Raw genomic sequence first — 23,646 nt, forward strand, 5'->3', positions numbered from 1 at the left:
AGTGTTGCAATCATTAGACATCAAAAAACTCCATATGAATTTTTTCCTTCTTATAATAATCCAATCGATCCTGTAAAGTCCCTGTATGAAATTCGAATTTATGACCGTCTGGATCCGTGAAGTAAATGGATTTTTTATCCCGCACATCTCTTTGTCTGCCTTCTAGAATATTGACATTAAGTTGGATTAGCTTTTCATACTTTTCATCAAAATCATCCTCCTGGATAGAAAACGCTATATGTGTATAGGATTGATGTATTTCATTGCGTGGAATATCCTGTTCTACATTCAGGGCAAGCCACAGCCCATTTACATCTAAATAGGCTGTGCTTCTACCCTTCACTAGTAATTTTGCGTCAAAAACCTTTTCATAGAATGCAATGGATTCCTCTAGGTTTGAAACTGAAAATAATAAATGATTAATATTCTGGATTGTCATACGTGTGCCCCCAACTATGATATCGCTGATACCCTCACATCAAGTTTCGGTTAATTTAATTTTTTGCCTTTCTTCCCTTTCGCAATTTGCTTTGATTTGCGTTGCTCAATTAGTCTTGCCTGTGCATTTGCTTTTCGTTCAATAAAAGCAAGCTCTCTTTGCAATTTAAAATAGCTTTGGAGACGTGATTGTTCAAGCACACCATCTGTAATGGCTTGCTGTACAGCACAATGTGGCTCCTTCTGATGTGTACAATCCCTGTAACGGCAGGCTGCGGAAAGTTCCTCAATATCCCGAAAACTAGAGGATAAGCTATCACTATGATCCCATAATTGTAACTCTCGCATTCCAGGCGTATCAATTAAACAGCCACCACCTGGCAATAGAACTAACTCACGATGTGTTGTTGTATGGCGCCCCTTCGCATCATCTTCACGAATATCCGAAACCTTCATAAGCTCCTCGCCACTTATTGCATTAGTTAATGTGGATTTTCCTGCACCAGAAGAACCGAGCAATGCACCTGTCACGCCTTCTGTAAATAGCGTACGGATATCTTCTAAGCCCTCCCCTGACAGAGCACTAGTCACAAAAATATCCACACCGAACGCTACAGACTCAACCTCACTTATCTTACTTGAGACATCTTCACAGAGATCAGCCTTCGTCAATACAACTACCGGCTTTGCACCTGAATCCCACGCTGCAACTAAATAGCGTTCTAAACGGCGAATATTAAAGTCAGCATTTAAGCTCATAACGAGAAGCACGATATCAACATTCGATGCTACAATCTGCTCTTGTATTTCCATACCCGCAGCCTTACGTGAAAACACTGATTTCCGTGTAAACAATTTATGAATAATGGCCTTTTCCTCACCAGGCATTTTCTCAACTAGCACCCAATCCCCAACTGCTGGGAAATCCTCACGGGCTAGTGATGTATACGCGTAATGTCCAGCAATCGTTGCCAGCCACTCTCCTTCTTCAGCCAGTACACGATAGGAATGCTTATGCTCTAATGTCACCCTAGCCGGTACACAATTCGCTAGCTTAGCCTCCTGTTTAAATCCAGTCATTTGCTCTTCAAAATATGTTGAAAATCCTAAAGTTGTTAAATTCAATTTGTTTTCCTCCTAAATGTGCATATCATTTGTACTCAATTTTGAAAATAAACACAAAAAAACCATGTCTCTGCGCAATTCGGCAGTTACAAGGTTCACAGGCACATTTAAGAGAATATACAAATCACCACAATTGTGATTGAAATACATTGCGTGGTCAATTTATATAGTTTAGGCGTGTGAAATTGAACAAACCGAATTGCAGTTCATTAAAAACGGATCTATTCATCATGTCACATCACCTACTTCCGATTTAGTTATTTTTAATATAGCGGAATATTCCGAAATTGTCAATTAAAATCTAACAAGCATGTACCCCCTACCTCCCTGCATACAATGAACAAGACCACTAGTTGCGAAGGAGATGTTGAATTGTCAAAAATCATTTCTATCAGTACATACCAACCACCGTACACATTACAGCAGACAAACGCAGAGGAGCTAACGAAGGAGCTTTTTCATGCGAAAATCCCTAAATTAGAACGTTACTTAAAAGTGTTTGAGAATGGTGGTATTGCAACACGTCATTTCTGTGTACCACCAGAATGGCATCGTACTGATCATTCCTTTGAGGAACGTAACGATTTATACATTGAGCTAGCTACACAATATAGCGTTGACGTTATTCAAGCATGTTTACAAAATGAAGCATTTTTACAATCACCGGTTTCTCCTAAAGACATTGATGCCATCATTTTCGTAAGTACTACAGGCTTCTCCACACCAAGTATTGATGCACGGGTTATGAATCAACTTCCTTTTTCAGACAGACTTAAGCGTATTCCACTTTGGGGACTTGGTTGCGCTGGTGGTGCGGCAGGTGTTAGTAGAGCCTATGATTTTTGTCGTGCCCATCCAGAAGCAAAAGTTCTTGTCGTTTGTGTCGAGCTTTGTAGTCTAACCTTTCAGCCAAATGATTTTTCAAAAAGTAATTTAATCGGTGCCTCTCTTTTTGCAGATGGAGCCGCATGCATACTTGTCTGTGGAGATGAAGTGAATATCGCAGTAAAAAAATCAATACCTGCTATTATCGGGGCTGGCTCTAAATGGATGCCAGATTCAGAAAATGTTATGGGCTGGAATATTAAAAATAATGGTCTACATGTCGTTTTTCAGAAAAGTATTCCTGCCATCATCACCAATTGGCTCGGCCCATTCATTGAACAATTTTTATTGGAACATGAACTATATAGTGAACAGCTTAACCATTTCATTGCACATCCTGGCGGTAAAAAAGTGTTAAAAGCTTATGAAGATACTCTTTATCTAGCTCCCCAAAAAACCGACATTTCTCGGGAAATATTAAAATATCATGGAAATATGTCATCTCCTACGGTGCTATATGTATTGGAGCAATTTATGTTAAACGAAGGACAAGTAGAGGATACTGGTTTGCTCGTCGCTCTCGGCCCTGGCTTCTGTGCTGAAGCTGTATTACTTAAATGGAGGGAGTAGCATGATGATTTATATTATTTTGATCCTCGTCATTCTACAAAGATTGACAGAAGTTTTCATTGCAAAACGCAATGAAAAATGGATGCTTTCACAAGGGGCATATGAAGTTGGTTCCTCTCATTATCCATATATGGTTTCTTTGCACGCAGGTTTTTTCCTATTTTTAATTATTGAGGTAGTTACTAATCATAAAAGTTTATCGCCTTTATTTCCGTTATTGTTCATATTATTTATTGCCGTTCAAGCATTACGCATTTGGTGTATTCGTTCATTAGGGTCTTTTTGGAACACAAAAATACTCATATTACCCGAAGCAAAAGTTGTGCGGAAAGGCCCTTACACATTTATGCGTCACCCAAATTACGCTGTGGTTTGCTTAGAAATTATTCTTCTACCTTTAATGTTTCAAGCCTATTTCACAGCATTCTGCTTTACACTTTTAAATGTGACAATGCTGTCCGTGCGCATTCCAATTGAGGAAAAAGCATTGCGAGATGCTACAAATTATAATCATATATTTCAAAAGAAGATTTCGGAATCCTAGCCGAAATCTTCTTTGTTTTATCTTTAATGCCATTCCCAATTGAACGGATCTTGTAAACTCCCCCATGAATTATTAAACTCGTCTTCCGTTAATAAGCATGTGTCCAATTCTTTTATAACCGACTCTTTATCTAATTCAACACCAATTATAACGAGCTGTGTCATGCGATCTCCGAATTCCTCATCCCAATCCTCTAGTACCTCGGGGCTTTGCAAGAAAACATCCTGCTGCTGTTCCTTTGGTAAAGCAGCTACCCAATAAGAAACGGGCTCTATTTTTGCCGATGAGCCTGCCTGTGATAGCAATAATGCAACATCTTGATGCTTTGCACTCCAAATAATCCCCTTTGCTCGGACAATCGTTTCTGGCATCTGGTCACACCATTCTACAAAACGTATTGGATGAAAGGGTCTTCTACGGATATAGGTGAACGAAGAAATGCCGTACTCCTCCGTTTCAGGTGTATGATTTTCATGACCAAGCTCTAATTCCTTTAACCAACCAGCAGATTCCGATACTCGTTCAAAATCAAAGCGTCCAGTATTTAAAATCTCTGATGGCTCTATAATGCCGTTAATTGAACGAATTAGCTTTGCTTCGGGTTGTAAAGCACGCAATATACTCTCTAATTTTTCGAGCTCTTCACCTGATACTAAATCACATTTGTTTAATACCAGAACATCACAAAACTCGATTTGCTCAATGAGTAAATCAGCAACATCCCGTTCATCCAATTCACCGACCGCCTCCTTACGCTCTAAAAGACTTTCCCCTGACTGAAAATCATGCCAAAAGCGATTCGCATCTACAACAGTCACCATCGTATCAAGCTGGCAAAACTTTGTTAAATCAATACCAAGCTCCTCGTCTAAATAGCTAAACGTCTGGGCAACAGGTATTGGCTCGCTAATCCCTGTCGACTCAATTAAAATATAATCAATAGTACCAAGCCTCGCGAGACGCTCCACCTCCTGCAATAAATCCTCACGTAACGTGCAGCAAATGCAACCATTCGATAACTCTACAAATTTTTCCTCTGTTCGTGAAATTCCGCTTCCATTTGCAATTAACTCTGCATCAATATTAATTTCACTCATATCATTGACGATAACGGCTACACGCATATCTTTTTCATTTTGTAAAATGTGATTCATCATTGTTGTTTTACCAGAACCTAAATAACCACTTAATACTGTAACAGGGATTTTCTTTGTCATCTTTACAACTCCTTAAATCGTAATCATTACTATTTATAGTTTGTAATTAAAACATAGAATCCTACAAAATGCAACGCTAAAACTTTTCAGAAATACGATATTGACATATTCCATTAAAAATAATAATGTATAAAGCGTAATTATTACGATTTAAAAGGAGGTTATTTTATGCGTGTACAAGTGACATTAGCCTGTACAGAAACAGGTGATAAAAACTATATCACTACAAAAAATAAACGAACTAATCCAGAAAGGCTGGAGCTTAAGAAATATTCCTCGCGCTTGAAAAGAGTTACATTGCACCGAGAAACGAAATAATATTATACCTAGTCTGAACAAGGCATGATCTGATTGCTCTACAATTATGTAGAATCCTCTAATAACATAAAAATGGCTGTTTCAAAAGTCCTTTTCTTGCTTTTGAAACAGCCTTCAACAACTTACTTTATACAGTTTTATTTAGTATTTATTTCTATAGTTAGCTCGTTCGATTTGTGGACCCAATCATCAAGCAAGTGTAATTTATGATTCAACTACTTTTCAAAATCCATTGATTGATCCAATTCCTTATTTACTTGAGCATTTATTTCGCCAAAGCAATTTGAATATGAGCAAGATGATGCTTTCCGTGCCAAGCATATAAGGCTACAGCTTTTTCAAGTGTTATTAATCCTGTATCCGGATGATTAAATGCTCGTTGTAATTGCTCTGCTGTTAAGCTTGTTAGCAAATAAACCCAGCGTTCATGTAAGCTCTCAATCATTTTATAAGATGTTGAGGCAGGCATTTCTGAATCGGGAAGCCTTGCCCAATCTTCCTCATTGTAAGGCTTAATCGTTGGAATATCCTCCGTCAAAGCTAGCTTAAAACGGATATAGCTATTCATATGACTATCTGCAATATGGTGGACAAGCTCCGTAACCGTCCAGCCATTTTCTCGGTAGGATTTTGTTAATGCTTGTTTACTTGCTCCATTTAGTGCCTCTGCTAGTTGTTTCGGTAATAGACGAATATCCTCAATCCATTCCTTTACTTGCTGCGCTGTAACTACTTCCGGAAATTGAAATTGTCCAATTGGATATCGTAAATCGGTCATGTAGCTCTCCTCCATTTCTATTTTCTTACTTTTCATATTACCAATTTTATATTTTTCACGCTATTTGCATTAGTTTTTTCAAGTAAAACCCTCGTTTTGCAGAATTATTCTTACAAAACGAGGGTCATTGTGTGAACCTATTCATTCTCTATTCATTAATATCGTAAATTAACGTATCAAAATAGCTCCCATTCGTATACAGTAAAACTGCCCATTCACCAGGTTTTGGGATTTTCACACTTGAAGGTGTATGAGCATCTGCACCATTAACAGGTCCACCAAGTCCTATAGTCCAACCATCTACTAAGATGGGATACACCGTTTTAGAATCTTTATGATACCCGACAATTGTTAACTTGGTATCACGACCTTCTTCAATTCCCCAAAGATGCCACATCCATTTTTGAGTGTTTAAACTTGGCATATTGGACCCGATAACACCTGATTTATCCTCATTACCAATAATCCCTCTCTCTCCAAATTCTACTGCCTTTTTGTTCCAATCAATTGATGTAAAATCATTTTCTTGCACAAAATCAGGTAAATCATTTGGCAGAGCAACCGCTTTCTCATTCATTGAACAGCCTACCAACAATAACAACACTGTTACCATAAGTACCCATCTCCCCATTACTACACTCCCTATAAGTTATGGCTATTTTCTATGAAACGAATTTTTCGTGCAAATTGTTACAGAGTATTCCGAAAACTACACACAAACTATTATTCTATAGCTCCCATCACAAATTTAGCTAACGACTTTAGCGGATGAGTAATCGTTAACGTTGACTCTTTTTCGAATTGCCGTGCAGCCTCAACCATTGAAAGTTGTGCAACTGAAATATACAGTTGCTCCTCTGCTAGATGATGAAGAGTTTGTCTAATAGCGTTATTATAAGCTTCCTTTTTCCCCTGCATAATCAGTTCAAACGTATTGTCGATAACTTTTGCTACTACATCTAAAGTTTTTTCATGCTGCTGAGCGTATTGCTGAAATCTTTTCATCGTTCCTTCCACAGTCTCCGAATTTGTAAAAAGAATCGTTTGAGGCCGTTTTTCTCCACATAATGTTTCAAAGAAGGGCTCATCTATTTTAATAATTGGAATAGAAAGTTCCAAGTGTTCTTCCTCTAACAATGCAATATAATTCGTACACGTTATTAAAATAGCATCCATATTACAACTTTCCATCCATTCAAGTTGCTCTTTCACCTTAAAAACTAACCCGTCAGTCCCTTTTGAAACTTGCTGTATAAGACCTGGATCCACAAAATGGACTAGTTCTACGTTCTCGATGTTTTGAAATGCCTGTTCTATATACTCAATATTTGAATGATGTGCATGTAAACAGCCAAGCTTTTTCCTCAAGAGCTGTCCCCCCTAATTCATAAGCTGTTTTTCCATTGTCGCTACAGAAAGAGAGAAGCCGTTACGATTTTCTGCCTTGTCCTCTTTTGTGACAACATAACCTAATGAGCGATACAACTCAATATTTCTTTGTACACTCATACGTACTTTACATTCGCTAATTGTTTTTCCTTTCGCCCATGCATATTGTTCAAGCTCTTCAATTAATGCTTTAGCCAATCCTTGTCCTTGCTTTTCCGGAATAACAGATAATCTAAAAAAATAAATTCCTTGAGCGCTAAATGTAAATCTTACCATCGCAACAGGTTGTTCATCGATATATCCAATGAAGGCATGCTCTCCTTTCTTCATCGCCTGTTCAATCGATTCAATCGTTTCACTTAGTGCACTTGATGGTGGTGTTGCATGTTCATACTCTTTAAAGGACTGTAGCATAACGTTATGAATTACTGAAGCATCCTCTACTTGCGCTAAAATAATGTTCATCTGTCAACACTCCTTTTTGTTTTAAAATTCATTATATTGTATTTTTAAACAAAAATAAACCGCATTACCATAAGATAATGCGGAAACTACTATTTATTTTTGTTCACAAAACGTATTGCTCTACTCATAACAGTTGGAACGATTGAAGCATGATTTTCCTCCAACGCTTCATAGAAGGAGATATCCATGATTTTCTGTAATTCACTCGCAATTTGTTGCGCATCATCAACCATAAAGGTTTCCAGTTCTCCCACACCGATGAATAGTCTTTCATAAGCAAATGGACGCTCTTTTATAAATGTTGACGCATAACCTACTAGTTCATGCTCATTCCACCAAATAGAAGGGCTAATCGCTATATATCGTTGGAAGCTTGATTGATGATGAAATAATTGCCAAAGAACAAAATAACCTGCTAATGAATGCCCGAACAGTGCTTCATGTTGCATATTTACAGGGAATTGAGCCTGAATACTTGGCTTTAATTCCTCCTCTAAAAATCTACTAAAGTTCTCTGCTCCTCCATGTTTCTCATGGCCCTTACCTTTAAATCTTACAGGATAAGTATACGTTTCGGCTTGTCCTGTAAAATCATAAAATCGCCGCTCGTGCATGTCAGCACCATGCCCAATACCAACAACAACGGCTGGTAAGGTTCCTGTTTTAGGCGCATTACGGCTTTGTAGGCGGACCGCTTCCTTTACAAGATGGAAATATGACGATCCGTCTAATACGTATAAGACTGGAAAACCTCCTTCCGGTACTTCTCCATTCGGTACATAGATATTTACCATATACGTATAATCCGTAAACTTCGATATAATTTGCTGCGTCACATAATCAAGTGTCTTCGCGATTTTCTCATCAATCATTTGTCGGCCTCCTTCATAACATCATAGCCATAGCATACTGGTGTTTTCGTAACTGGATCTTCCATAATGCGAGCATTAATATTGAAGACGTTCCGCATTACATCTGCACACAAAATTTCCTCAGGTGTTCCAGTTTTCATTACAGTCCCCTGTCGCATTGCGATTAAATGATCGGAATATCGTGCCGCGTGATTAATGTCGTGCAATACCATAACGATCGTACAACGATGCCGCTCGTTTAAGTTTTTCACAATTTCTAGTACCTCTAACTGATGTGCCATATCTAAATAGGTTGTCGGTTCGTCTAATAGCAAAATATTTGTTTCTTGCGCTAAGGCCATTGCAAGCCATACACGCTGCCGTTGACCTCCTGAAAGCTGAGCAAGCTCTCGATTTCGATACTCCATCGTATTTGTTACATTTAAAGCCCATTCAACCATTTCCTCATCCTTTTTTGTTAAGCGATTAACATTATTACGATGTGGATAACGACCATAAGCAATAAGCTCCTCAACCTTTAACTGACCTGGAGCAACAGGCGTCTGGGACAAGATTGCTAGCTTTTTCGCAATTTCCTTCGTCGATAGATTTTGCATGTTTTGATCCTGTAAATAGACCGTGCCCTGCTGCTTCTTTAATATACGACCAATTGTTTTTAATAGTGTAGATTTTCCACATCCATTGGGACCTATAATGGTCGTAACCTTTCCTTCTTCTATTGTTAAATTCAAGCCTTCAAACACACGAACCTGCTCATAGCCAGAAGATAAATTTTCCATTCTAAATGCAGTTTGCACACTTTTTCCTCCTATGCCTTCGATTTTACTAGTAAATATAAGAAGTACGGAATCCCAATAATCGAGACAACAATACCAACTGCCAGCTCAGATGGCGCAAATACTGTTTTCCCTATAAAATCAGCTAATATAAGCAATCCCGCGCCTATCAACGCACTTGCTGGCATGACGTAACGATGTTGTATACCAACAAGCTGTTTAGCAATATGTGGTGCCATTAATCCAATAAAACCGATACTACCTGATACCGATACACAAGCACTGACTAAGCCGACACTTGCCAACAACAGCTTCATTTTCTCTTTTTCTACCGCTATCCCTAAGCTAGTAATACTATCCTCTTCTAATTGAAAATAATCGAGCAAATATGATTTCCGATATACATAAAAGCCTAATAATATAAGCCACGGCAACATAGTCACAACAAAAATCCAGTTTGCATTATAAATAGAGCCAGCCATCCAAACTGCTGCACCTTCAAAATCCTGAGCATTCATCTTCAATGATAAAAACAATGACAATGCCCCAAAGCCACTATTAATCGCAATCCCTGTTAAAATTAGTCGTTGCATATCTAAATGACCGTTTTTCAGGGCAAACGAGAAAATTAACACAGCGGCCATCGCACCACCGACAAATCCAAAAATCGGCATCATTAAAATGGAGAACCAGCTACTCATATCTGCAGACGTGAGACGTAATTGAAAGAAAAACATAAATATAACCACTGCTGCACCAGCTCCAGCATTAATCCCTAAAATCCCAGGGTCTGCGAGGCCATTACGTGTAATACCTTGTAGCACAACCCCCGCCATTCCTAAACCAATACCGACTAATCCCGCAATGACAATACGTGGTAAACGGAATTCAAAAATGACAAGATCAAATTTGGGGTTTGGCTCAATGCGTAGCAATGTTTTTAAAACATCCATCACCGACATATCAAAGACACCATTTGTAATATGGAGATAGCCGGCACCTACAATAAATAACAAGAGTATGGAAACAGTCATAACGAATACACTTGAGGTTTTTTTACGCACGTTGTTCACCTCCGTGTTTACGAACTAAATATAGGAAGAATGGAACACCAACCAAGGCCGTTAATACGCCGATTGGAGTTTCAAATGGATAATTAACAAAGCGACTGAGTACATCACAGAGCGCTAAGAAAAACGCACCTATTACAGCTGCACAAGGAATGATAAAGCGGTAATCGACTCCAACAAGGAAACGTGTAATATGAGGAATGACTAATCCTACAAAGGCTATCTTTCCTACAAGTGCAACTGCTGTACCTGTTAAGCAAACAACAGCAAGCATACTAATAATTTTCACTGCTTTTGTTTTTTGCCCTAGCCCAATAGCGATATCCTCACCTAGTGAAGTGATCGTAATAGCCTTAGCTGATAATAGTGCAAGAACTAAACCAATTAATCCAAATGGAATAGCTAGCATGAGCATATCCATATCCACCATATGTACCTTTGTGTTATACCAAACACTTACCGTTTGTGATACTTGGAAATACATCGCAATGGCTGTAGCAATACTGCTTAAAAACGTACCAATGACCGTTCCAATAATGGCCAGCCTTACTGGTGATAAACCATTTCGAATTAAAGAGCCAAAACCAAAGACAATCCCTGCTCCTAATGCTGAACCGAGCATTGAAAGTAGGATCATTTGGTAATTTGGAAGCCCTGGGAAAAATACTATTGCTATCGTAATCATAAATGCAGATCCATCATTAACGCCCATTAATGATGGGGAGGCTAAATAATTTCGTGTGATACCTTGCATCACTGCCCCCGCTACTGCTAAAAATGCTCCAACCAGTAAAACTGCGGCAATTCTAGGAATACGCCCAGTTCGTATAATTTGGTGATCCACATTTGAAGAGTCAAATGCAGTAATCGCCTGCCACACCGTTATTGCGCTAATGTCTTTTGTGCCGTACATTACGGATACTAATGCCACAATCGCAATTAGAAACGGAGAAACTGCTACTATTGAAAATGCCACAATGTTTGTTTTTTTCAACTTCCACACCTTTTTCTATTTGAACTCCATGCATATAAAAGGCTGGTAATAACCTGGTGATGCCACCAAATCTACTACCAGCCTATCCAAACTTATTTAAGTAATTTTTCAGCTGCGATGTCTAAGAATTTTACCTTAGACCATGCCGTACCACCTTGTGCTAAAGGTTCAATTGCATTCACAAAAACTTGATTGTTTTGTGATGCCTTTAAGCTTGCAAAGATTGGATTCTTTTGTAGCTCTTCTAATGCTTTTGGTGCATCAGCATTTTCTGATTCCTCGAATTGAAGGAAAATAGCATCGGGATTAACCTCTGCTAATGTTTCAAGCGATAGTTCAGCCTGTGCCTTTGCAGTTTTTAAAACCTCTGGTATTGGAGCCCCTAAATCTTCATATAGAACAGGGTTTAAGTAAACTCCTGCAGGATAGATATACATAATGCCACCACGTACTCGAATTACTAGAACTTGCTTGTCCACTAATTGCTCTTTAGATTTCACTTGAGAATCTGCAACCTTCGTCTCATAATCAGCAATAATTTTTTTAGCCTCGTCTTCTTTACCTGAAAGCTGTGCAAGTAATGTTAAGTTCTCTTTCCAATTTGTAGAGACATGTGAATATGGAATCATCGTTTGAATTTTATTGAGCTTTTCAGCCATTTCCTCAGGGTATTTTGAGGAACCTAAAATAACATCTGGATCAAGTTTAAGAATGGCTTCAGTATTCGGTGTCATTTTATTTCCAACAAGCTCAGCCCCTTCTAATTCAGAAGCAAGATATGATGGGATTTTCCCACCGATATCAAGCACGCCAACAGGCTTGATACCGAGCATTGCTGCATCTTCCATAGACTCTAAGCTTGCCGCTACTATGTTTTTGACATCTGCGGAAATTTCATATTTTTCGCCTAAGTATGTAATCGTTTGTGTTTTCGCTTGATTTGTTTGCGTTTCTGTTGCACTAGTTTCTGCTGCATTATTTGTAGATGTAGCAGACTCCTCTGCTTTATCTGTTCCACATGCAGCCAAGGATAGGGCTAATAGAGCAGGTGCACACATTTTAAAATATTTATTCATAGATTTTCTCTCCTAACGAACCTGATTATATTGATAATGATAATCATTTTCATTTATAAGTCAATAGAATTTATCGATTTAATTGATATTCATTATCATTTACGATTCCTATCCTAACAAAGAGAAAACTTATTGTGAATGGACAATTTCATGAATCACATGGACTTTTGCCGATTTTTAACTTCTTTCAGCAGGTGTTCAAACACCTGCTGAAAGAAGTTAAAAGCCTCCGGCGGATGTCACGGAATCGGTAAGGAGTTCTTTGTGCAAGCACAAAGCCGATTCCGGACGCAATTATGCCGAGGCATAATTGATTTTTTTAAAAAAGCTGTTCCTTTTTTCAAGAAACAACTTTTTATACGTATTTAGCTTCCTCTATCATTAATTTCCGATAAGCTGTCGGGGACATTCCAGTACATTTTTTAAATACTCGACTGAAGTAGAAGCAGTCTACATAACCTACACATTCTGCTATTTCTGCTACTGGAGAATCGTCATATTTTAGTAACTCCTTCGATCGTCGTATGCGATATTCCGTTAAGTAGACGCTAGGATTCATCCCCGTATGCTGTTCAAACAGATAAGCAAACCGACGACGCTCCACGCCAAATTCTTCAGCAATTTTCGAAACAGAAAGTTGTTTAGCATAATTCTCATGTATATACTGTAAGGCTTGCTCCATCTGCTCACTTGCCGTATCGAGCACCTTCACTTTTGCCGATATAAGAATGGCTTCCAACAGATTCATAAATAGGGCCTTTGCTTTGAATATTGACATATTACCTGGCATTGCTTGGGTTTCTATTAGCTGCTGTACATAGTCAATAATTTTTGTATGATAGCCTGTATTGATTAAAAAGTGCTGATTTGATAATGAATATTGAGGTATTTCTTCGGGAGGGATATGATAATGAACAACTGCATACTCCCATTCCTTATCACTAGTAGCTTTAATTTCGATTGGCATTTGTGGTCCTGCATGTACGACCATACCCGGCTCCATTGCATAAGGAATACCATTAAAGCTAAATATAGCACTACCAGCAAGCGGCACAACCAAACCACATTTCCCGGGGGCTGTTGTTCGACCAATGTCTATTTGACCTGGCTCCATTTTATTTGTAAAAACATCCGTAAATTTTACAGACGCATGTGCATAGTAATCGATTAAATACTTGATATCCATTTTATAGCCCCTATATTCTTAAACCTTTCTGGATTTGTGAGAAATGATGTAGATCATGATCTACTAAACTAGCAAAGTAACTGTGAAGTGTTAATTCAGTGGCACCTATTGTAAAAGGCTGTTGCCATTGCTTATCCACTATTTGATAAAGTGCGTCCATTAGCTGATGTCTCTGATTGATAAAATTGGCTATCGTTTCTTCTTTACTTTGTGCACGGCTATCCCTTGCTGCACGAACATTCATCTCTTCTACATTTGGCCCTTTTGGCAAGCCTTCCTTTGTAAAAAGAAACGGAAGACGTTGTTTTAACACGAATTCATCCCACGGTGTAAGATGTCCAATTACCTCTGCAACCGTCCATTTTCCAGGCCCTATAGGCGTACGCCATTGTTCTTCGTTTATGTTTGCTAAACTTTCCACAAATACGATAGATTTTTCATAATGCGAGATTACTTGATGTTTATCGTGATACAAATTCATTAGCTCCTTCGCTTCATCTTAGTAGAAAATCTGTAGTTTCGGCCAAATTGATTCCCACTGTTTGTTATGGATTCTGCTCTTATAAACTTCATGCATCGGAGAGCCTTTTTGATAATATGGTGTAGGAGCGACAATCCCAGAAACTAAGTGCTTGATACCATGAGGTGCAGCTATCTCAAGTATTTCATTAGTAAGCCTCACACCAATAGCTGTCGGTATTTCTGGAAAATGAGCCATACCATCAATAGATGATTGATAAGGTTCACTATTATTTACTACATGCATTCTCGCTTGATTTTTCACAGACCAAGGCTCATTTGGTAAATACTTCGTCAATTCTTGTTCATACTGCTTCTCATATTTTTCTGAGGGATTTACTTTATCAAAATATATCACATCAATATCAGCTAATGATGTTCTGTATTCTTTTTTATGTAGAAAATCCCACACCTTCGAGCGAATAAATCCAGCACATACCCATGAATCAGGTAATTGTAGCTTTTCTACAGTTTTTAAAATGTTCATCATCCATTCATCTGCTGCAATTAAGCTTTTTAGCTCTTCTTCTGTTTTTATCAGTTTCATTCACCTCTGAATTTGTCATACCAATGCTTGCGCTGTTTCCTAATGATTCACAAGCCATGTTCTTATTTTGTTAGCAACATCCTTAGGTGCTTCACGAAAAATATCATGACCTGCATCAGCGATTGGTTCAATATCCAAGCTCTTCATTCTTGTTTGCAAAAATTGAATACTCTTCTTTCTAGTAGATTCTAATTCGCTTGGCTTTGTTGCGCGGATCAAGAGAATCGGGCAATGCACCTGTGCAACTATATCTGTGACAGGTTCTGCATAAATACCTTTTATGATAGATTGCCCTGTAAAAGTAGAAATCGTTAGTCTAATTTCTCCATCTTATTCCTTAACTTGAGCCCTTGATGCTTCTTTAAGCTCTTCTGACCATCGTGAAAGCTCTTCTTTTTCCGATTCAAAAAATACGTCCCAAGATGGGAATCTTACTTCATTACAAAATTTCTCTATATCTTGTAATTCGTTTTCTAATGTCATCCCTAAATCTTGCAGTGACAAATAACCGCCATCTAACAAGATAATCGCCTTTAGTTGTTTAGGGTATTTAGCAGCATAATGCAATGCCAAATCAGCTCCAAAAGAATGACCAATTAAATAATGAGATGTATACCCTAACTGCTGATTTATTGTTTCTTCTATCCCTACAATCAAATTGGAAGGTAAATAAGCCTTTTCTTCTTCCAATGCTTTTGCATAGCCGTGTCCAGGTAAATCAAAGGATACGATTTGATAGTCGGGTAAATGTTTTGCTAGTTCTCCGAATGCTAGGCCCGTACTCCCTAGCCCATGTAAAAAGATGAAAGTTGGTTTTTGTGAGTCGCCCCATTGATATATGTTTTGTTTCATCGCTACCATCCCCTTTGGTAAATAATCACTTCCATTACTTACAATAATAACTATTTATAATTCGATTTCAAAGGGGCTAAGCAGATGAAAATAAGTTTCATAGGGGGGAGCACGGCAAGGTATCCCCCTAAAAAGAATTATTTGATAGAGAAGGAGAAATATAATAATTCGAAATTATTTTAAGAAAGGACATTTAGAAGAATGAAATAGAAGATGACGTGACAAAACCATTTGGAGCAGTTTATGATGAGGAAAAGTAACAAGGAGGATCCCCATGCTCGCTACTATTCAAAAACAACAAAATAGCTATGTCGTGAAATTCAACCGTCCTCTGTCACATTCAGTTGATGCTGTTTGGGCAGTATTAACGGAGAATGAAAAGCTTCAAAAATGGATGAATAATTTAGAAATCATTGATCTTCGAAAGAACGGCAAGATCCATTTTAATATGCATGATGGAACAAATGCTTATAAGGAAATAGCGATTGTAGACTATGCCGAGAAGGAAGTACTCAAATTTGATTGGGGCAAAGATACAGTAAGATTTGAACTCTCCCCTACTAGTAGCGGCTCCATATTAATATTGCTTGAGTCGATTGGTGAGCTAACGGAGCATACACCTAAAGATTTAGCCGGCTGGCATATATGCTTAGACTTGCTTTCGGATTTATTAAGTGGAACTGTACATGAAGAATTTCCAATGGAAGACTGGAGAAAATGGTTTGTGGAGTATAAGCAGCTTGTGGATGACATAGAGAAGATTTAAGCATATCACGAATAAAACGCCTAGAGCAGAGATACATGCTCTAGGCGTTTTCATAGTGTTGAAAAATAAATGGTCAATGCAGCGTTTTATTTAAATGAGGGAAATTTACGTTTCAAGCTACTCGCTTTCGTACAGAGAAAACCTGTTGTTGTGTCGCCTTACTTTCTGAATAACATGCTAGAAGATACACGCTAAGTAAAATAGTTGATTGGAGTGAAGGCTGGACGACTCCTTGGGGATCAGCAATAGAGGAACGTAGGCTAAGAGCATCACATCCTGTGATAACACCTTCGTGACCAACATCGTGTTGGCCCAAGCGGCTCATCGAACGCCCCCACGAAAGCGCACAGTCGGAACGGAAATCAACCCCTCGTTTTGCTGAATAGCTATATTTTATTTATAATGACACCTTTATTTCATAGACATAATAGTTTACAACTAAATGAACCATTTAACACGGCTTCTTAATACTCTTAATTACCATCTCGAACATTCATACGAGCGAATATTTCTTCTTGCGATGGTTTGGAAGCGCCAACCACTTCTGCTACTCCATCGGAACCCTGCAACAAACTCTCTTCCTACAGCAGTTAGGAAGAACCAAAAGCCTGATCCATTAAACATCCATATATACGTATTCCTAAATAAGCATGATTGAATACCACTTGTACCTACTCCAAAAGATGGAAGTGATGGCACAAAGCTAGGTGGTGGACCAAGAGGCATTTGCCCTGCTGGTGGTGGACCGAAACTTGGTGGGCCAAATGGTGGTGGGCCAAAACCTGGTGGGACAGACGACGGTGGTGGACCAAAACCAGGCGGGCCAAACGATGGTGGTGGACCAAAACCAGGCAGTCCAAATGATGGTTCGAAACCGGGTTCTGGCAGTGGCATAATTTCTTCATATGGATTGTACATGATAAACCCCTCCCTTTACATAATTCAATATATGTAAAAGGGCTAATAACCGTTGAGCACTTGCCCATTAGCTTTGTATTCAGGTGTTGATTGCTTTTTTGAACTACTCCCACTTTCGCTTCGCTTAGAAGTGGTGGATTCTTTGTAATGTAATTATCTAGGCAAATAAGAATGCATCACTCGCCAATCCTCAAGCTTTTCTTCAAAAGATTTAATATTTTTACCTGGTATTGGGCTAGTCGAAGGCATTTTTTGATATGCTCGACCATCTAAAACCTCAAGGCCAATATGCTTTTTAAAAACTTCGAATGCCTTAGCGCCATTAAAAAGCACTAACTCAATAGTAGGATAGTGTTCAAAAAGCGTTTTAAAATCATTCGGTTTTTCATTACGAATGGCCGCATCTAAGCTTCCTTTACGCTCGCACGATTCTATTGTATCCGAAAGACCAATATGATGATCCTTTAGCAATTTTAATCTTTGCTCATAATCCCGAGGTACATCTACCTCTAATACTTCCCCAATAATCGGCCAAAAGTGATTGCGTGGGTTACCATAATATTGTTGCTTCTCTAATGATTGCTTTCCTGGCATTGAGCCAACAATTAGCACCTTCGTTGATAAATCAATAACTGGTGGTAATACATTTTTAAGTTCTTTCGACATTACAATCACTCCTTCCTTATATTGTAGCGAAAATTTTGTGTCAATGTTATTGAAGGGCATGTATCAAAAATCAAGGCTCATCACTATACAGTGGGGTTAATTTTCGGTCCGGCTGGGCGCTTTCCTGGGGGCGTTCACCCTCCTCTCCAATCAACTTATATACAAAGCATACGTTTTAACAAATGTTATTCATATCTTTCAGTGATAGCTTCCCCACTATATTGAAATAAATCTAGCTTGAGGGCCTTTCTCTATTTGTTGGATATTTATGATAGACTAATTCAAATGCACTCTTTTTAAGATGTTTTTGTTAGCATGCGTCACTTTATTAGTTGATCTATATAGGAAGAAAAATGTTGATTACGAGTATTTTAAACTACATAGAGGTGAAATATGAGAAGTTGGTTCCAATCTCTTACAGCTAGAATGATTTTTTTAATAAGCATCTTGATCCTTTTAATATGTGGAATGTTTATGTATCTATTGCAAGAACATATTCGGGATACGACAGAAAAACAGATGGGAGTGGAAGCATTAAATATTGCAAAAACCCTCGCATCTATGGAAGAAATCATTACGGCATTTGATAAAGAAAATCCAAGCGAAATCATCCAACCAATCGTCGAGCATTTAAGAAAAGAAACTGACGCAGCATTTATTGTCATTGGAAACTCTGAAGGAATTCGTTATTCACATCCTTTAAAAGATAAAATTGGAGAAAAAATGGTTGGTGGAGACAATGATGCCGCATTGCTAGATAGACAAGCGTATATTTCTAAAACTATGGGGTCATTAGGTGAATCTATTCGAGGTAAAGCCCCCATCATATTAGACAATAAAATTATTGGTGTTGTATCTGTCGGTTTTTTAACAGAAAATATCGACACAATCATCGAAAGCTACATTCACAAATGGATCAACTACACCTTTATAATTCTGTTAATAGGAATATTAGGTGCAATAGCTATTTCCATTTATATAAAAAAATTATTGTTTAATATGGAACCTATTCAAATTGCTAAATTATATCAACAAAATAAGGTCATTTTAGAAACAACAGCAGAGGGTATAATAGCTGTCAATCACTTTAATCAAATTACGACCATTAATAAAAGTGCTTATGAAATGCTAGATTCAGCTCATAATAAATCTCTATCAGATTGGATGGGTACAAAAATTGAGCATATTTTTACGCCTAAAATTGTTGCAGAGAAAAGCATTCATAATTTAGAGCTACCACTTGATGAGCATATTATCATTTTAAATAAAACGCCTTTAGTTGAAAAGAAAAGGAAAATCGGTTCATTGTACACCTTTAGAAAGAAAGTAGATATTCAAAAAATCATTGATGAATTAAAACAGATGAAGCAGTATGCAAATGTTCAACGGGCCTATACTCATGAGTTTGCGAATAAGCTTCATATCATTTTAGGTTTACTTGTTCATAAACATTACAACGAAGCAATTGAATTTATTAAAGAAGAACGAAACATACAACTTAAAAATCAAGCTTTTTTAAATAGTAATGTAACAACCCCTCTTCTACTTGCCTTAATTCAGGGGAAAATTGCAGAAGCCGCTGAACTCGGCATCAAACTCGAGCTAAACGAAATTTCTCCATCTATTGAATTATCTAAACAGCAAGAAAATGCTATCCTAACAGCTCTTGGTAATGTACTTCAAAATGCTATAGAAACTTTAAAAGGCTGGGAATCCTCAGATAAAGTGATTCAACTATCGATCAACAATTATAAAAACCATTACTTATTTGAGATTCAAGACAATGGACCAGGTATTGATCACAATATTTACGATAAAATTTTTACAAAGGGCGTATCTACTAAGGAAGGGTTAGATCGCGGACATGGACTTGCTATAAGCAAGAAAGCCCTTCAGGAGATAAATGGGGAAATTTTATTGGATTCAGGTGATTTATCAGGAGCATGTTTTTTAATAATAGTTCCTAAAGGAGACATTGAAAATGACAACATTAAAAAGTGTATGGATTATTGAAGATGACTTTAGAGTAGCAAAAATTCATGCCGATTATGTTCATGATATAGAAGGTTTTATCGTCACTGAAAATTTACGCACAGGAAAAGAAACGATTGAAAAGCTGGAGATGGCTTCTAGCTTACCAGAAATTATATTAACAGATTTGTATATTCCGGATGTTGAAGGTAGCTCATTAGTAAGCCATATACGTCACCTCTATCCGTCTATAAAAGTTGTCGTCATCTCAGCAGCAACTGAAATAAGATTAATAAAGGATATCGTAGATTCAGGAATTTTAGATTACTTAATAAAACCCTTTGAAGAGCAACGACTTCAACGAGCATTTCAGAAATATTTGCAGGAACTTCGTTTATTTCAAAATAGCAAAAATGTCACTCAAAATGACCTTGATTCATTATTTTATAGTGAATCAAACAATAAGATAGTAGATGAAGAAACGTTTGTTAAAGGTATTGATTTGCACACATTACAAATTGTTAAAAGCATTTTTGAAGATCTCAAAACCCAGGAGCTTACAGCCTCACAATTAAGCGAACTCATCGGATCTAGTCGTTCAACAGCTCGCCGCTATTTAGAATACTTAGTTGGCGAGCAGTTTTTACAGACAAAACTAATTTACGGCACCGTAGGAAGACCTGAACGAAAATACGTATTCCATGGAACTTATGAACAAAACTAATAGTATGTTCTTTATTTAACATATGACTATATTATTTTCCTCTCTTTAGCACTGTGATATTTTTTAAATAATCTGAATGATTAATCACAAAGGGAGGAAATATTTTTGAGTCTAAGTATAATCGGATTTTTAACCATTATTATTATTGTTGCTTTACTAATTAGTGGTCGTGTATCACCACTTGTAGCAATGGTTATACCACCTATCGTAGCAGCATTTATAGCTGGCTTTAACTTCGATGAATTAGGTGAATTCTTTAGTTCTGGATTAAGCTCCGTGATGAACGTAGCTGTTATGTTTATCTTTGCTATTATTTTCTTTGGTATTATGCAGGATGTAGGATTATTCGAGCCATTGATTAATAAAATGATTGCGCTTTCAAAAGGAAACATTATTGTTGTTGCAGTAATAACAGTGATAATTGCTGTAGTGGCGCAACTAGATGGTTCTGGCGCTTCAACATTTTTAATTACAATCCCAGCATTATTGCCTTTATATTTACGTTTACGGATGAATCCATATCTATTGCTGTTATTAGTTGGAGGATCTGCAGCAGTCATTAATATGATTCCTTGGGGTGGTCCATTAGGTCGTGTCGCTTCAGTTTTAAAGACGGATGTAACTGAACTTTGGTATCCGTTAATCACTATTCAAATTATTGGTGTCGTTTTAATGTTAGCTTTAGCGGTGTTCCTTGGTTTTAGAGAAAAGAGGCGCATTCTGAAGCAATACGGTACCCTTGACTTCACAAATGATGATCATACTATTACACAAGGGGTTGTTTCATCAGAAGTAGACACAAGCTTACAACGACCGAAACTATTGTGGATTAATGCAATTGTTACTATTCTTGTTATCGGAGTTTTAGTTGCAGGTATTTTACCAGCAGGATTAGCCTTTTTAATTGGGGTGGCCATTGCCCTGCCAATCAACTACCGTTCTCCAAAAGAACAAATGGAGCGTGTACGAGCACATGCACCAAATGCCTTAACGATGGCGTCTATCATCATTGCCGCTGGACTATTCTTAGGCATACTTAATGGTACCGGGATGTTAACTGCGATTGCCAACAACGCTGTAAACATTCTACCATCAGCCCTATCATCTTATTTACATATCATTATTGGGGTATTAGGGGTACCATTTGATTTATTACTAAGTACGGATGCATATTACTTCGCTTTATTCCCTGTAGTTGAACAGATTGGCTTATCTTTCGATATTGATTCCCTTTCAACTGCCTATGCAATGATTATTGGTAATATTGTAGGTACATTTGTATCGCCACTTGCCCCTGCTGTTTGGTTAGCTTTAGGTTTATCAGGCTTAGAAATGGGAAAACACTTAAAATACTCTTTCTTCTGGATGTGGGGACTAAGCATTACTTTGCTATTCATTGCTGTAGCATTAGGGATTATTGCCATATAATAAATTAACTAGGTACCAGTTGTCGAGTATTGATCGGCAACTGGTACTTTTCTATCCTCATAGCGTGGGGTTGATTTCCGTTCCGGCTGGGCGCTTTGTTGTTGCTGTCGCTACGCTTTCGCACAGATAAAACAGTTGCTGTCGCTTCGCTTTCGCACAGAGCAAAGCTTCCTGGGGGCGTCCGATGAGCCGCTTGGGGCAACAGGATGTTGGTCACGAAGGCGTTATCACAGGATGTGGTGGTTTTAGCCTTCGTTCCTCTATTGCTGATCCCCAAGGAGTCGCCCAGTCTCCACTCCAATCAACTTATCCTCATGACATACATGTAAACAAAATGTAATCCCCAACTTTCGGTGACTTTTACTTTAGGTATTGATTATAACGAAAAATCAGAGCCAGCAAGTATTTCCTTTGAACTTTTTATATGGAGATTATGGGATGAATGATTCTTTATATAGGTCCTTACTATTTCATAACCAATGCAATATCCTATCCATTGAGGAAGCTTTCCACCATATAAAAATTCAACATGATTGTTTAATCCTTGAATATTGATTTGAGGCAAAAAATGCTCCTTCCAAATTTCATGCATTTTTTCTATTGAATAGTACCTCAACCATAGTGCTAACCATTTATCCCCGTAGATCTCCTCCACTGCACATTCTGCTAAACCTTCTAAAATTAAAGAATCTAACAAAGTCACTTCGTCTAGAGATTTATTTAAGTATTGCAGACGACAAACATGATTATACTCATGGGCAAATAACGCTTTAAGCTCCTGCTTTTCAAGCTCTCCTATATATAAAAACAGAGCATTTGGATAGGCAACACCGTTTTTCTTAGTAATCGTTTGCTCCTGTGTGATTGGGAAGATATAGATTGGTATATTGGGACCGCTCCACCTCTCCTTTAAATAGATAAATTCTTTCTGTACTACTTCCCAAACGTTTTGTTTTTTTAACTTGTTAATGTCTATTTTCTCATGTGATTTGAAAAGCCCCTGTTGCTGTAGTTCAAATTGTATTTCATCTGGAGATCCACCAATAAAAATCTCTACTAAACGACTGCTAAGAATAGAGCGTTGTAAGTCTTCAAGATTTTTACTGTGATTAAGCCTTTGACTAGCTATTAATTCTTTGAGCCACTCATCTGTTGGTATTACTGACATACATTCCCTCCTTACTATAGCTTATGTCTGAAGTAGACAATCGGCTAGTGATAATGATTGCAACCGCATATATTAGCTTATAAGGAAGTCGAAAGGAGGGATAGTTTGTGAATCCAGCTAATACTTATAATCTTTGTTGTCAATATCATGGTAAACGTGTAAGAATTGAAGAACGAGGTGGCAGAGTACATTACGGAGAAATAACTAGGGTGGATAGAAGACAGGTATGGATTCAACCTGATAGACGATTTGGCGGTTATGGATTAGGTTATTGGGGTTATGGAGGTTTTGGAGGAGCAGGTTTTGGCTTAGGAATCGCACTTGGCGCTATTGGTGGAATTGCACTAGCACCACTATTATTTTGGTAATGTTGAAATAACTAAT

The 23,646-nt window shown here is 37.8% G+C and carries 29 protein-coding genes; 9 read left to right on the plus strand and 20 right to left on the minus strand.

Annotation, left to right across the window (positions count from 1 at the left end; all coding sequences use genetic code 11):
* Positions 1-13: 13 nt before the first annotated feature.
* Both fosM and rsgA read right to left on the minus strand, forming a co-directional pair.
* On the minus strand, positions 14-439 hold the full coding sequence (gene fosM, locus ACIQLB_RS10580) for a FosM family fosfomycin resistance protein (RefSeq protein WP_400724889.1): 426 nt from the start codon (positions 437-439) through the stop codon (positions 14-16).
* Positions 440-489: 50 nt separating this feature from the next.
* Positions 490-1,563 carry a ribosome small subunit-dependent GTPase A gene (rsgA, locus tag ACIQLB_RS10585; protein WP_400724892.1) on the minus strand — a complete coding sequence of 358 codons (1,074 nt, stop codon included), beginning with the start codon at positions 1,561-1,563 and terminating at the stop codon, positions 490-492.
* Positions 1,564-1,935: 372 nt separating this feature from the next.
* On the opposite strand from rsgA, the gene ACIQLB_RS10590 reads away from it, so the two are divergent.
* Together ACIQLB_RS10590 and ACIQLB_RS10595 are read left to right on the plus strand one after the other, a co-directional pair.
* Positions 1,936-3,018 (plus strand): type III polyketide synthase, encoded by a 1,083-nt coding sequence (locus ACIQLB_RS10590; RefSeq protein ID WP_400724895.1) that lies wholly within the window; start codon positions 1,936-1,938, stop codon positions 3,016-3,018.
* A 1-nt stretch (position 3,019) separates the two neighbouring features.
* Positions 3,020-3,562: an isoprenylcysteine carboxyl methyltransferase family protein gene (locus tag ACIQLB_RS10595; protein ID WP_400724898.1), complete on the plus strand. Its 543-nt coding sequence runs from the start codon at positions 3,020-3,022 to the stop codon at positions 3,560-3,562.
* Positions 3,563-3,585: 23 nt separating this feature from the next.
* On the opposite strand, the gene ACIQLB_RS10600 is transcribed toward ACIQLB_RS10595, so the two are convergent.
* Entirely contained in the window at positions 3,586-4,779 is a 1,194-nt protein-coding gene (locus ACIQLB_RS10600) for a GTP-binding protein (RefSeq protein ID WP_400724901.1), read from the minus strand.
* 168 nt (positions 4,780-4,947) lie between these two features.
* On the opposite strand from ACIQLB_RS10600, the gene rpmG reads away from it, so the two are divergent.
* The gene (gene rpmG, locus ACIQLB_RS10605) at positions 4,948-5,097 is read left to right on the plus strand and encodes a 50S ribosomal protein L33 (RefSeq protein WP_400724904.1); all 150 of its coding nucleotides are present in this window, start codon (positions 4,948-4,950) and stop codon (positions 5,095-5,097) included.
* A gap of 265 nt (positions 5,098-5,362) precedes the next feature.
* On the opposite strand, the gene ACIQLB_RS10610 is transcribed toward rpmG, so the two are convergent.
* The 13 genes from ACIQLB_RS10610 to ACIQLB_RS10670 all read right to left on the minus strand — a co-directional run bounded on the left by ACIQLB_RS10610 (position 5,363) and on the right by ACIQLB_RS10670 (position 15,621).
* The gene (locus ACIQLB_RS10610) at positions 5,363-5,875 is read right to left on the minus strand and encodes a YfiT family bacillithiol transferase (protein ID WP_400724907.1); all 513 of its coding nucleotides are present in this window, start codon (positions 5,873-5,875) and stop codon (positions 5,363-5,365) included.
* Between the two features lie 148 nt (positions 5,876-6,023).
* Complete coding sequence (locus ACIQLB_RS10615; RefSeq protein WP_400724910.1) at positions 6,024-6,506, minus strand: hypothetical protein; 483 nt, start codon at positions 6,504-6,506, stop codon at positions 6,024-6,026.
* Between the two features lie 92 nt (positions 6,507-6,598).
* Positions 6,599-7,243, minus strand: a complete 645-nt coding sequence (locus tag ACIQLB_RS10620) for a hypothetical protein (RefSeq protein WP_400724913.1) — start codon at positions 7,241-7,243, stop codon at positions 6,599-6,601.
* Between the two features lie 12 nt (positions 7,244-7,255).
* Positions 7,256-7,729, minus strand: coding sequence for a GNAT family N-acetyltransferase (locus ACIQLB_RS10625; protein ID WP_400724916.1), 474 nt, complete (start codon positions 7,727-7,729; stop codon positions 7,256-7,258).
* Positions 7,730-7,818: 89 nt separating this feature from the next.
* Positions 7,819-8,601, minus strand: coding sequence for an alpha/beta hydrolase (locus ACIQLB_RS10630; protein ID WP_400724920.1), 783 nt, complete (start codon positions 8,599-8,601; stop codon positions 7,819-7,821).
* A complete protein-coding gene (locus tag ACIQLB_RS10635; protein ID WP_400725332.1) occupies positions 8,598-9,380 on the minus strand; it encodes an ABC transporter ATP-binding protein in 783 nt (260 codons plus the stop codon). Before ACIQLB_RS10635 ends, ACIQLB_RS10630 begins: the two co-directional genes overlap by 4 nt.
* A 29-nt stretch (positions 9,381-9,409) precedes the next feature.
* A complete protein-coding gene (locus tag ACIQLB_RS10640) occupies positions 9,410-10,441 on the minus strand; it encodes a FecCD family ABC transporter permease (protein ID WP_400724922.1) in 1,032 nt (343 codons plus the stop codon).
* On the minus strand, positions 10,434-11,441 hold the full coding sequence (locus ACIQLB_RS10645) for a FecCD family ABC transporter permease (protein WP_400724924.1): 1,008 nt from the start codon (positions 11,439-11,441) through the stop codon (positions 10,434-10,436). Before ACIQLB_RS10645 ends, ACIQLB_RS10640 begins: the two co-directional genes overlap by 8 nt.
* Positions 11,442-11,533: 92 nt before the next feature.
* A complete protein-coding gene (locus ACIQLB_RS10650) occupies positions 11,534-12,517 on the minus strand; it encodes an ABC transporter substrate-binding protein (RefSeq protein ID WP_400724928.1) in 984 nt (327 codons plus the stop codon).
* A gap of 355 nt (positions 12,518-12,872) precedes the next feature.
* A complete protein-coding gene (locus tag ACIQLB_RS10655) occupies positions 12,873-13,703 on the minus strand; it encodes an AraC family transcriptional regulator (protein ID WP_400724931.1) in 831 nt (276 codons plus the stop codon).
* A gap of 10 nt (positions 13,704-13,713) precedes the next feature.
* Entirely contained in the window at positions 13,714-14,178 is a 465-nt protein-coding gene (locus ACIQLB_RS10660; protein ID WP_400724934.1) for a DinB family protein, read from the minus strand.
* Between the two features lie 24 nt (positions 14,179-14,202).
* Positions 14,203-14,769 carry a nucleotidyltransferase family protein gene (locus tag ACIQLB_RS10665; RefSeq protein WP_400724937.1) on the minus strand — a complete coding sequence of 189 codons (567 nt, stop codon included), beginning with the start codon at positions 14,767-14,769 and terminating at the stop codon, positions 14,203-14,205.
* Positions 14,770-15,099: 330 nt separating this feature from the next.
* Positions 15,100-15,621, minus strand: coding sequence for an alpha/beta fold hydrolase (locus ACIQLB_RS10670; RefSeq protein ID WP_400724940.1), 522 nt, complete (start codon positions 15,619-15,621; stop codon positions 15,100-15,102).
* Between the two features lie 274 nt (positions 15,622-15,895).
* On the opposite strand from ACIQLB_RS10670, the gene ACIQLB_RS10675 reads away from it, so the two are divergent.
* Positions 15,896-16,387, plus strand: coding sequence for an SRPBCC domain-containing protein (locus ACIQLB_RS10675; RefSeq protein WP_400724943.1), 492 nt, complete (start codon positions 15,896-15,898; stop codon positions 16,385-16,387).
* Between the two features lie 112 nt (positions 16,388-16,499).
* On the opposite strand, the gene ACIQLB_RS10680 is transcribed toward ACIQLB_RS10675, so the two are convergent.
* The 3 genes from ACIQLB_RS10680 to ACIQLB_RS10690 form a co-directional block, all read right to left on the minus strand.
* A complete protein-coding gene (locus tag ACIQLB_RS10680) occupies positions 16,500-16,712 on the minus strand; it encodes a hypothetical protein (RefSeq protein ID WP_400724946.1) in 213 nt (70 codons plus the stop codon).
* Positions 16,713-16,864: 152 nt separating this feature from the next.
* Positions 16,865-17,305: a hypothetical protein gene (locus tag ACIQLB_RS10685; RefSeq protein WP_400724949.1), complete on the minus strand. Its 441-nt coding sequence runs from the start codon at positions 17,303-17,305 to the stop codon at positions 16,865-16,867.
* A gap of 153 nt (positions 17,306-17,458) precedes the next feature.
* Complete coding sequence (locus ACIQLB_RS10690; protein ID WP_400724952.1) at positions 17,459-17,971, minus strand: DNA-deoxyinosine glycosylase; 513 nt, start codon at positions 17,969-17,971, stop codon at positions 17,459-17,461.
* Between the two features lie 474 nt (positions 17,972-18,445).
* Between ACIQLB_RS10690 and ACIQLB_RS10695 the strand changes: the two genes are divergently transcribed.
* The 4 genes from ACIQLB_RS10695 (at position 18,446) to ACIQLB_RS10710 (ending at position 22,434) form a co-directional block, all read left to right on the plus strand.
* The gene (locus ACIQLB_RS10695; RefSeq protein ID WP_400724954.1) at positions 18,446-19,984 is read left to right on the plus strand and encodes an ATP-binding protein; all 1,539 of its coding nucleotides are present in this window, start codon (positions 18,446-18,448) and stop codon (positions 19,982-19,984) included.
* On the plus strand, positions 19,953-20,666 hold the full coding sequence (locus tag ACIQLB_RS10700; RefSeq protein ID WP_400724957.1) for a response regulator: 714 nt from the start codon (positions 19,953-19,955) through the stop codon (positions 20,664-20,666). The genes ACIQLB_RS10695 and ACIQLB_RS10700 overlap by 32 nt, the downstream gene beginning before the upstream one ends.
* A gap of 105 nt (positions 20,667-20,771) precedes the next feature.
* Positions 20,772-22,094 (plus strand): CitMHS family transporter, encoded by a 1,323-nt coding sequence (locus ACIQLB_RS10705; RefSeq protein WP_400724960.1) that lies wholly within the window; start codon positions 20,772-20,774, stop codon positions 22,092-22,094.
* 184 nt (positions 22,095-22,278) lie between these two features.
* Complete coding sequence (locus ACIQLB_RS10710; RefSeq protein WP_400724963.1) at positions 22,279-22,434, plus strand: hypothetical protein; 156 nt, start codon at positions 22,279-22,281, stop codon at positions 22,432-22,434.
* 36 nt (positions 22,435-22,470) lie between these two features.
* Here the strand turns inward: ACIQLB_RS10710 and ACIQLB_RS10715 are convergent, their stop codons facing one another.
* Positions 22,471-23,262, minus strand: a complete 792-nt coding sequence (locus tag ACIQLB_RS10715) for a DUF2268 domain-containing putative Zn-dependent protease (protein WP_400724966.1) — start codon at positions 23,260-23,262, stop codon at positions 22,471-22,473.
* A gap of 107 nt (positions 23,263-23,369) precedes the next feature.
* On the opposite strand from ACIQLB_RS10715, the gene ACIQLB_RS10720 reads away from it, so the two are divergent.
* Positions 23,370-23,630: a hypothetical protein gene (locus tag ACIQLB_RS10720; RefSeq protein ID WP_400724969.1), complete on the plus strand. Its 261-nt coding sequence runs from the start codon at positions 23,370-23,372 to the stop codon at positions 23,628-23,630.
* The last annotated feature ends 16 nt before the right edge of the window (positions 23,631-23,646 follow it).

The organism is Lysinibacillus sp. NPDC092081, from assembly GCF_044755845.1.
Lineage (GTDB): Bacteria > Bacillota > Bacilli > Bacillales_A > Planococcaceae > Lysinibacillus.

Bases quoted from the DNA above. Each gene is read 5' to 3' on its own strand.
- fosM (WP_400724889.1), bottom strand. From the start codon at position 439: ATGACAATCCAGAATATTAATCATTTATTATTTTCAGTTTCAAACCTA.
- ACIQLB_RS10595 (WP_400724898.1), top strand. From the start codon at position 3,020: ATGATGATTTATATTATTTTGATCCTCGTCATTCTACAAAGATTGACA.
- ACIQLB_RS10600 (WP_400724901.1), bottom strand. From the start codon at position 4,779: ATGACAAAGAAAATCCCTGTTACAGTATTAAGTGGTTATTTAGGTTCT.
- rpmG (WP_400724904.1), top strand. From the start codon at position 4,948: ATGCGTGTACAAGTGACATTAGCCTGTACAGAAACAGGTGATAAAAAC.
- ACIQLB_RS10610 (WP_400724907.1), bottom strand. From the start codon at position 5,875: ATGACCGATTTACGATATCCAATTGGACAATTTCAATTTCCGGAAGTA.
- ACIQLB_RS10615 (WP_400724910.1), bottom strand. From the start codon at position 6,506: ATGGGGAGATGGGTACTTATGGTAACAGTGTTGTTATTGTTGGTAGGC.
- ACIQLB_RS10625 (WP_400724916.1), bottom strand. From the start codon at position 7,729: ATGAACATTATTTTAGCGCAAGTAGAGGATGCTTCAGTAATTCATAAC.
- ACIQLB_RS10630 (WP_400724920.1), bottom strand. From the start codon at position 8,601: ATGATTGATGAGAAAATCGCGAAGACACTTGATTATGTGACGCAGCAA.
- ACIQLB_RS10635 (WP_400725332.1), bottom strand. From the start codon at position 9,380: ATGGAAAATTTATCTTCTGGCTATGAGCAGGTTCGTGTGTTTGAAGGC.
- ACIQLB_RS10650 (WP_400724928.1), bottom strand. From the start codon at position 12,517: ATGAATAAATATTTTAAAATGTGTGCACCTGCTCTATTAGCCCTATCC.
- ACIQLB_RS10655 (WP_400724931.1), bottom strand. From the start codon at position 13,703: ATGGATATCAAGTATTTAATCGATTACTATGCACATGCGTCTGTAAAA.
- ACIQLB_RS10665 (WP_400724937.1), bottom strand. From the start codon at position 14,769: ATGAAACTGATAAAAACAGAAGAAGAGCTAAAAAGCTTAATTGCAGCA.
- ACIQLB_RS10670 (WP_400724940.1), bottom strand. From the start codon at position 15,621: ATGAAACAAAACATATATCAATGGGGCGACTCACAAAAACCAACTTTC.
- ACIQLB_RS10675 (WP_400724943.1), top strand. From the start codon at position 15,896: ATGCTCGCTACTATTCAAAAACAACAAAATAGCTATGTCGTGAAATTC.
- ACIQLB_RS10680 (WP_400724946.1), bottom strand. From the start codon at position 16,712: ATGAGCCGCTTGGGCCAACACGATGTTGGTCACGAAGGTGTTATCACA.
- ACIQLB_RS10685 (WP_400724949.1), bottom strand. From the start codon at position 17,305: ATGTACAATCCATATGAAGAAATTATGCCACTGCCAGAACCCGGTTTC.
- ACIQLB_RS10690 (WP_400724952.1), bottom strand. From the start codon at position 17,971: ATGTCGAAAGAACTTAAAAATGTATTACCACCAGTTATTGATTTATCA.
- ACIQLB_RS10695 (WP_400724954.1), top strand. From the start codon at position 18,446: ATGTATCTATTGCAAGAACATATTCGGGATACGACAGAAAAACAGATG.
- ACIQLB_RS10700 (WP_400724957.1), top strand. From the start codon at position 19,953: ATGACAACATTAAAAAGTGTATGGATTATTGAAGATGACTTTAGAGTA.
- ACIQLB_RS10710 (WP_400724963.1), top strand. From the start codon at position 22,279: ATGAGCCGCTTGGGGCAACAGGATGTTGGTCACGAAGGCGTTATCACA.
- ACIQLB_RS10715 (WP_400724966.1), bottom strand. From the start codon at position 23,262: ATGTCAGTAATACCAACAGATGAGTGGCTCAAAGAATTAATAGCTAGT.